This window comes from Streptomyces flavofungini, assembly GCF_041028215.1.
Classification (GTDB): Bacteria; Actinomycetota; Actinomycetes; order Streptomycetales; family Streptomycetaceae; genus Streptomyces; species Streptomyces flavofungini_B.
Map to the genome: position 1 here is coordinate 1 of NZ_JASKYR010000319.1, position 8,307 is coordinate 8,307.

Below are 8,307 nucleotides of genomic sequence, written 5' to 3' on the forward strand. Positions count from 1 at the left end.
CTCGGAGGACCCGTACCCCTCCACCAGCCGCACCCCGAAGCGCTGCTCGAAGCGGGCGGCGTCCACCGCCCCCGCCTCGGTCCCGAAGCCCATGCGCAGCGGGTTCTCCCGGTCGTCCGGCCGCTCGGGCGTGGCGAGGACGTACTGCACGGCCCGCCCCACGTAGGTGAAGTAGGTGGCGCCGAACCGCCGCACGTCCGACAGGAAGCGCGACGCGGAGAAGCGGGCCCGCAGCGCCACCCCCGCTCCCGCCGCGAGGGCGGGCGCCCAGTCCGCGATCACCGCGTTGCCGTGGAACATCGGCATGCAGATGTAGTGGGTGTCCGACGCCCGGACGCCGAAGTGGGTGACCAGCGAGTGCCCCGCCGCCGCGAGGCGGCCCTGGGTGCAGATCGCCGCCTTGGGGGCGCCGGTCGATCCCGAGGTGAAGTAGAGCAGCATGCGTGTCGCCGGGGTGACCGTCGGCGCGATCTGCGGGGCGGCGTCCGCGTAGGGGGTGAGGAGCCGCTCGTACTCCTCCGTGCCGGTGACGAGGACGCGTACGCCCGGCAGGTCGAGGCCGTCGAGCAGCGGCAGGTGCGCCCGTTCGGTCACCAGGACGCGGCACTCGGTGTGCCGGATGTCGCGGGCCAGTTCGGCGCCGCGCCGCGTGGGGTTGAGGCCCGCCACGGCCGCGCCCGCGAGCGCCGCCGCGCTCAGCCACTGCGGGTACTCGGGGGTGTTGTCGAGCAGCACGCCGAGGTGCGGCTCGCCCCGCCGGGGCAGCAGGTCGCCGAGGAGCGCGGCTCTGGCCGCCGCGCCCGCCGCCACCTGGTGGTGGCTCAGCTCGCCGCCCTCGAAGCGCAGGCCGGTGCGGTGGTCGCCCCATCGCGCCAGGACCAGTTCCGCGACAGTCTCCATGGCCGCGCACGGTAGATGACGTGCCGTCAGATGTGGAGGGGCAGACGGCGGTCCATCCGGTACGGGTGGTGCCGCGCACGCCGGGTGCGAGGGGGAAGGCACGGCGTGCGCGGCGTCCGCGCGACAGCGCGGCGGGAGTCCTGACCGGCGGACTCCCGCCGGAGAGCGCTCGGAACCGGTGAGCGTCTAGAAGCGGACGTCGGAGCAGGCGTAGAACGCGTTCGCCGTGTCCGCGACCGTCCAGACCGCCACGATCACGTGGTGACCACTGCGCCCGCCGGGGATGTTGCCGCTGTGCGAGAGGGTCGCGGGCGGCTGCTGGCTGTTGTACGGCACGGTGAGGAACGGCGTGGTCTCCAGGGCGGCCCTGGTCACCGGCTTGCTCTCGTCCCAGCCCTGCTTGGTGATGTAGTACTTGAAGTCCGTGGTGCGGTGCCGCGCGGTGAACTGCCAGCGGAAGGTGTAGTTCTGTCCGCCGCTGACCTGCGTGGTCGGCCAGGCGCTGCCGTTCGGCGCCTTGGGCGCGTCGAGCTGGCTGAAGCCGCCCACGCCCGCCGAGCAGATCTTGCCGTCGGCGGGACCCGCCGCCGGGAAGCCCTTGGGGCCCTCGACGCTCTGCGGCTCCCACTGTATGTTCCCGCAGTTGGCGACCACGCCCTTGGCGCAGTTGATCTGCCGGCTCGCGGGCAGATCCGTGTATCCGTGGCTGCTGGCACCACCGGCGGAGAGCGCGAACGCGCCCACCGTGCCGAGGCCCACCAGCGCCGCATACATCTTCTTGTTACGCATTGCAGCTCCTGACCGAACGTGGGGAGTTCCGGGGGGACGTGACGTATGACGTTCCGTGGGACGTGCGCGCGCTGCGGTCTAGACCAAGCTCAGATTATTGCCGTGAGTTGAACATGTCCATACCAATCACGGAGACGTTCCATCCGCATCGTTCACCTGCCGGAGCTGCCGTTGGGCCGTGGCCCGGTCAGCCGCCGGGTGCCGGCGGCCAGGTCGGCCGGGGCCGCCCCGGGGGCCGCCGAGGCGGGGCGATGCTCACGTCCGCTCCCCCTGGCCCGCACGGAACGCCACCGTCAGGTCCTGCACCAGGGCCTTGCGCGCACAGTCGTCGAGCTTCACCAGGCCACGGGTGGTCAGCCGCGACACGGTGTCCTCGACCGAGTCGGCCACCGAGGACAGGGCGGTGTCGCGGTGCCGTGCGTCGAGCGCGTCGAGCGCGGCAACCCTGCGGCGCTGCATCGCCTCCGCGACCTCGGGGGCGTACTCGATACGGGTCGGCTGCGCCGAGAAGATCTGCACGCCGACCGCCTCGGCGTCGGCGGCCAGTGCCCGGGTCAGCGCGGAGCCGACCGCGTCGGCGTCGCGCAGGGTCTGCCCGTCCTCCTGGAAGGCGTCGGCGGGCAGCCGCGAGAGGACCCGGGCGGTGGTAGCCTCCACGCACTCCCGCAGGTACTCCTCGTGGTCCTCGACGGAGAGCGTCGCCCGCGCGGGGTCCCGCACCCGCCACACCACCAGGACGACGACGCGCAGCGCGACCCCGCCGCGGTCCACGACCGGCATGGGCTCGCTCCGCCAGTGCCGCAGCCGCACATCGACGCGACGGCGGAGCAGCAGGGGGTTCACCCAGAGCAGGCCGGTGCGGCGGACGGTGCCGCGGTAGCGCCCGAGCACCCACGCCCTGCCCGCCCTGCCCCGCGCCAGGCCGCCGAAGCCGAAGAGGCCGAGCGTGCCGGAGCCCGCGAGCGAGGCCCACTGCCGTGCCCCGAGCCCGGCGCCCGCACCGTCGGACAGACCGGCCAGGCGCAGCGCGGGCTCGGGCAGCACCCCGGCCCACCAGAGCGAGAGCCCGCAGCCCGCGACGCCCGCGCAGCCGCCGAGCACACCGGCGACGCCGGGCAGCACACGGGCCCGCCGCTCGACGACGGCCACGTCGACCTCGGGCACGGACCGTACGAACGGTGCCGGGCGAGCGGCACCGGGCTGCCGGGCCGGACCCGGCTGCCACGCCGCCCTGGGCTGCTCCCCGGAGACCTGCCCCCGCCCGCGCCGCACCGCGGCGGGCGACAGCGGGACGCCCTCCGTGTCGTCCGGGACGTCCCGGAAGAGCAGGTGCAGCGGAATCTCGGTGGTCGCCTCACTGTGGATCACCCGCACGCCCTGCGGTGGCCTTGCCACCTCCCCCGCCGCCGGGTCCGCCGGGTCCGCCGGACCTTCGGGGGCCTGGTCGGCCCGGGACCGTGAAGCCGCCGTCGCACTCATCCGTGCCTCCGCCTCATACGTGCCTCGATCTCATACGTGCCCGGGTCGCATACGTGCCCGGGTCTCATACGTGCCCGGGTCCCATACGTGACTCCCGGGATCGAATTCCTCGAATTCCGGAGCGGGCCGCATTCGGTTTTCCGGGGACGCCGATGAGAATGGTTCGCGCATCTGCACGTGCGTCAGTTTCGCAACGGTCGGGCAATGTCGCATGTTGACGGTCCGAATGATGGAGGACCCGGCGGGCGGGCCCCGCGCGAGGACCGGCGACGGGGCCCGGGGCGGGGGCCGCGCGCCGGGCGCGTGGTCCGGAGCACCCCCGCACATCCGGTAGAGTTCTCCAGGTCAGCAGGCGCCGCTAGCTCAGTTGGTTAGAGCAGCTGACTCTTAATCAGCGGGTCCGGGGTTCGAGTCCCTGGCGGCGCACAGACAGCGAAGGCCCTCCGTTCACGCGGGGGGCCTTCGTCGTACACCTACCGCTACCGTTGCGCCATGGCGCGCGACATCCAGGAGCGGATCAAAAAGCTCATCATCGATTCCAGGCTGCCCTCCGGGGCCCCGCTGCCCACCGAGCCGGAGCTGATGGAACGCCTCGGGGTCAGCAGGAACTCCGTACGGGAGGCCCTCAAGGCGCTCCAGGCGATGGGCATCGTGGAGATCCGGCATGGTTTCGGCACCTATGTCGGCCCCATGTCGGTCGCGCCGATGATCGAGGGCCTCGCCTTCCGCACGGTCGCGGGCCACTACCGCGGCGAGGACAGCCTGCTCCAGCTCCTGGAGCTGCGCGAAGCCGTGGAGACCGGCCTGATCGCGCGCCTCGCGGGCCGGGTCCCCGAGGCCGACCTCGCCGACCTGGACGCCCTGGTGGAGCGCATGGAGGCCGAGGCCGCCGCCGGGGAGGGAGGCGTGCGCGCCGACACCGACCGCGCCTTTCACGCCACGCTCTACCGCGGCCTCGGCAATTCGCTGCTCGGCGAGGTCCTGGAGGCGTTCTGGGACGCGTTCCACAAGGTCCGCACGGATCTCGTGGACGTGCCGCAGGACCCGAAGGTCACCTGTAGGCAGCACCGGGAGATCCTGGAGGCCGTCCGCTCGGGGGACGCCCAGCGGGCGGAGCGGGCGATAAGGGAGCACTTCGGTAACATTCGAACCCGTTTGGGAACACCTGTCCCGGCAGAGCGCTCAAATCGCTCGTATGACCGGTAAACCCCTTGTATCGCCCTTGCGATCATGCCTTGGGGCGTAGAACCCTGTTCGGGAGGCACTGGCCTTCATGAGACGTACGTTGCGGGGCAGTTGGGGGCCGGCCGGTCCACGCGGCAAGACAGGGATGGGGGTCCCGTTCGTGTCGCGATGCCTAGGGGGGCATCATGCAACCGGAAGGTAGTCGTTCCAAGTCTTAGTGACGACGCCTGCCACTGATGCGTCGGCGAGGGTCGGAGGGGACCCGAGCGGGCGGAAGGACCAACGAACGCGCGGACGACCGCGCGCGGGGGGATGACTCATGACGTCGACGCCGACGGGCGCGCGGCAGAACGATCCGTCAGAGACGACTCAGCTCAGGGCCGTGTCGCACCGGACGGGCGGATTCCGCAGAATCAGGAAGACCCTGCCGCGGTACGACTACGAGCACTACAGCAGGCTCGCGGGCCCGCTGACCCAGCCGGACCCGAACAAGCCGTACACGGTGAAGTACCGCTCGCTGCTCTCGCAGGAGCCGCACAAGGTGCGGGCCGCGCTGATGCTGGGCGCGGCCCCGCTGCTCTCGCTCGTGCTGCTGGGCTGGCTGCTCCAGCCCGAGCACTGGACGAAGCGGGACTACGTGGCCAACGACTGGCTGCCCGTCCTCGACATCGTCATGCTCATATCGATCGGCCTGATCGAGTTCTTCCGCTGCATGAACGTCCTCTCCAACGCGCACGCCACGCTCGTCGCCCGTGACCCGATACCCGTGGTGCCCGAGACGGGCACCAGAGTCGCCTTCCTCACCTCGTTCGTGCCCGGCAAGGAGCCGATCGAGATGGTCACGAAGACCCTTGAGGCCGCGGTCAAGATCCGCCACCGCGGTCTGATGCATGTCTGGCTCCTCGACGAGGGTGACGACCCGGAGGTCAAGGAGGTCTGCCGACGGCTCGGCGTGCACCACTTCTCCCGCAAGGGCGTCGCGAAGTGGAACATGGCCAAGGGCCCGCACCGCGCCAAGACCAAGCACGGCAACTACAACGCCTGGCTCGACGCGCACGGCGACGACTACGACTACTTCGCCTCCGTCGACACCGACCACGTCCCGATGCCGAACTACTTGGAGCGGATGCTCGGCTTCTTCCGCGACGAGAACGTCGGCTTCGTCATCGGCCCGCAGGTCTACGGCAACTACGACAACTTCGTCACCAAGGCCGCCGAGTCCCAGCAGTTCCTCTTCCACGCGCTGATCCAGCGGGCGGGCAACGCGTACGGCGCCCCGATGTTCGTCGGCACGTCCAACGCGGTGCGCATCAGGGCCCTGAAGCAGATCGGCGGCCTGTACGACTCGATCACCGAGGACATGGCGACCGGCTTCGAGATCCACCGGGCGACCAACCCGAGGACCGGCAAGAAGTGGAAGTCGGTCTACACCCCCGACGTGCTCGCGGTCGGCGAGGGCCCCAACGCCTGGACGGACTTCTTCACCCAGCAGCTCCGCTGGTCCCGCGGCACCTACGAGACGATCCTGAAGCAGTTCTGGAAGGCACCGTTCTCGCTGCCCCCGGGCCGCCTCTTCAACTACACGATGATGGTCATCTTCTACCCGATGTCCGCCATGAACTGGATTCTGGCCGCGCTGAGCTGCGCGCTGTTCCTGGGCCTCGGCGCGTCCGGCGTGAACATCGACCCGACCATCTGGCTGATGCTGTACGGCAACGCCTCCGCGCTCCAGATCGGCCTCTACATCTGGAACCGCCGCCACAACGTTTCGCCGCACGAGCCCGAGGGCTCCGGCGGCGTGGCGGGCATGGTGATGTCGGCCCTCTCGGCGCCGATCTACGCGCGCTCGATCCTGGACGCGGCCCTGCGCCGCAAGAGCAAGTTCGTGGTGACCCCCAAGGGCGATTCGGCGAGCCCCGACACCCTGTTCGGGACCTTCCGCATCCACCTGTTCTTCATTCTGGTCTTCGGCGGTTCGATGGCCGCCTCCTTCGTGTACGGGCACTCCCACCCCGCGATGATCACCTGGGCCACGTTCGCCCTCCTGATCACGGCGGCGCCGATCTTCGCGTGGCGCTGGGGCATGCGCCAGGACAAAAAGAAGCCCCGGTCCGACGCCGGTACGGGACCCTCCGGACCGCCGCCCGCCGCGGACCCCGCGGCCTCGCTGCCGCGCGACGCCACCGCGCCCCTGCCCCAGGCCGGGCCGCCGGTTCCGCCGCGCGGACGGCACGCGGCCCCGCACGCGCCGCAGCAGAAGCCCACCTGGGCATCGCCCGACCAGACCATGCAGATTTCCCTTGGGGGACGTAAGAAATGAAAGACCGTTCCAGCCGCCGCCGCGCCCGCCGCATCGCGATAGGCGCGGCGGTCGTCCTCGCGCTGGCGGGCATGAACGGCCCTTGGCTGTGGCGCGTGGGCTCGGAGAAGTACCACGACTACAAGATCAACAAGCCGGAGTACAAGGCGGACAACGGCCACTGGGAGGTCGTGGACTTCCCCGAGGAGTACCGCCAGAACACCATCCACGCGGCCCTGCTGCACACCGGCAAGGTGCTACTCGTCGCCGGATCGGGCAACAACCAGAAGAACTTCGACAAGAAGAAGTTCGACACCCGGCTCTGGGACCCGGTCAAGGGGACCATCAAGAAGATCCCGACCCCCACCGACCTCTTCTGCACGGGCCACACCCAGCTCGGCAACGGCAATCTGCTGATCGCGGGCGGCACCCAGCGCTACGAGAAGCTGAAGGGCGACATCACCAAGGCCGGCGGCCTGATGATCGTCCACAACGAGGACCCCGACGAGCCGAAGACGATCCCGGCGGGCACGAAGTTCACCGGCAAGAAGAACGGCAAGACCTTCGTCTCCAAGGACAACATCCTCGTCGAGAAGGCGAAGAAGGTCTTCGACAAGCAGACCGGCAGGTTCCTGCGCACCGAGCCCGGTCTGGGCCGGGTCTACGTGGAGGCGCAGAAGAGCGGCACCAAGTACGAGACCGGCACCCAGGACAACTACCGCATCCAGGGTCTGAAGGGCTCCGACACCCGCAACGTCTACGGCATGGCGCAGAAGCTCGCCCTGGACAAGAAGGACTTCCAGGGGATCAAGGACTCCTTCGAGTTCGACCCGGTGGCCGAGCGGTACATCAAGGTCGACCCGATGAACGAGGCGCGCTGGTACCCCACGCTGACCACGCTCAGCGACGGCAAGGTCCTCTCCACCTCCGGCCTCGACGAGATCGGCCAGCTCGTCCCCGGCAAGAACGAGGTGTACGACCCGAAGACCAGGAAGTGGACGTACACCAAGGGCATCCGGCAGTTCCCGACCTACCCGGCGATCTTCCAGATGGCCGACGGCAAGCTCTTCTACTCAGGATCGAACGCGGGTTACGGCCCCGACGACGTCGGCCGCAAGCCCGGTATCTGGGACCTTCGGACCAACAAGTGGCAGGGCATCCCCGGCCTCAGCGACAACAAGCTCCTGGAGACCTCCGGCACGGTGGAGCTGCCGCCCGCCCAGAGCCAGAAGTACATGGTGGTCGGCGGCGGCGGGGTCGGCGAGTCCAAGGAGTCGAGCAGGAAGACCCGGGTCGTCGACCTGAAGGCGGACGAGCCGAGGTTCACCGACGGACCCGAACTGGAGAAGGGCACGCGCTACCCGCAGATATCCACCCTGCCCGACGACACCGTGCTGATCTCCGGCGGCTCCGAGGACTACCGGGGGCGCGGTGACTCCAACATCCACCAGGCGCGCATCTACGACGCCAGGACGGGAGAGATGAAGCGGGTCGCCGACCCCGAGGTGGGCCGCAACTACCACTCCGGCTCGATCCTGCTGCCGGACGGGCGCGTGATGTTCTTCGGCTCCGACTCGCTCTACGCCGACGCGGCGAACACCAAGCCGGGCGAGTTCGAGCAGCGCATCGAGATCTACACGCCGCCGTATCTGTAC

General features: G+C 69.9%; 6 protein-coding genes and 1 tRNA gene. 4 read left to right on the plus strand and 3 right to left on the minus strand.

The annotated features are described in order from the left end of the window. The 3 genes from AB8Z36_RS21830 to AB8Z36_RS21840 all read right to left on the minus strand — a co-directional run. A partial coding sequence (locus AB8Z36_RS21830) for an AMP-binding protein (RefSeq protein WP_369215047.1) occupies positions 1-900 on the minus strand: 900 nt, incomplete at its 3' end. A gap of 186 nt (positions 901-1,086) precedes the next feature. After that, positions 1,087-1,689, minus strand: a complete 603-nt coding sequence (locus tag AB8Z36_RS21835) for a lytic polysaccharide monooxygenase auxiliary activity family 9 protein (RefSeq protein ID WP_369215048.1) — start codon at positions 1,687-1,689, stop codon at positions 1,087-1,089. 255 nt (positions 1,690-1,944) lie between these two features. Next, positions 1,945-3,168 carry an SPFH domain-containing protein gene (locus tag AB8Z36_RS21840; RefSeq protein ID WP_369215049.1) on the minus strand — a complete coding sequence of 408 codons (1,224 nt, stop codon included), beginning with the start codon at positions 3,166-3,168 and terminating at the stop codon, positions 1,945-1,947. Positions 3,169-3,520: 352 nt separating this feature from the next. On the opposite strand from AB8Z36_RS21840, the gene AB8Z36_RS21845 reads away from it, so the two are divergent. The 4 genes from AB8Z36_RS21845 to AB8Z36_RS21860 form a co-directional block, all read left to right on the plus strand. Then, positions 3,521-3,594 (plus strand) — tRNA-Lys (locus AB8Z36_RS21845). A gap of 66 nt (positions 3,595-3,660) precedes the next feature. Further along, positions 3,661-4,374 (plus strand): FadR/GntR family transcriptional regulator, encoded by a 714-nt coding sequence (locus tag AB8Z36_RS21850; protein WP_369215050.1) that lies wholly within the window; start codon positions 3,661-3,663, stop codon positions 4,372-4,374. Positions 4,375-4,672: 298 nt separating this feature from the next. Further along, a complete protein-coding gene (locus AB8Z36_RS21855; protein WP_369215051.1) occupies positions 4,673-6,673 on the plus strand; it encodes a glycosyltransferase family 2 protein in 2,001 nt (666 codons plus the stop codon). Further along, positions 6,670-8,307, plus strand: a 1,638-nt coding sequence (locus tag AB8Z36_RS21860) for a galactose oxidase (RefSeq protein WP_369215052.1), incomplete at its 3' end; no start/stop codon positions are given. The genes AB8Z36_RS21855 and AB8Z36_RS21860, both read left to right, overlap by 4 nt.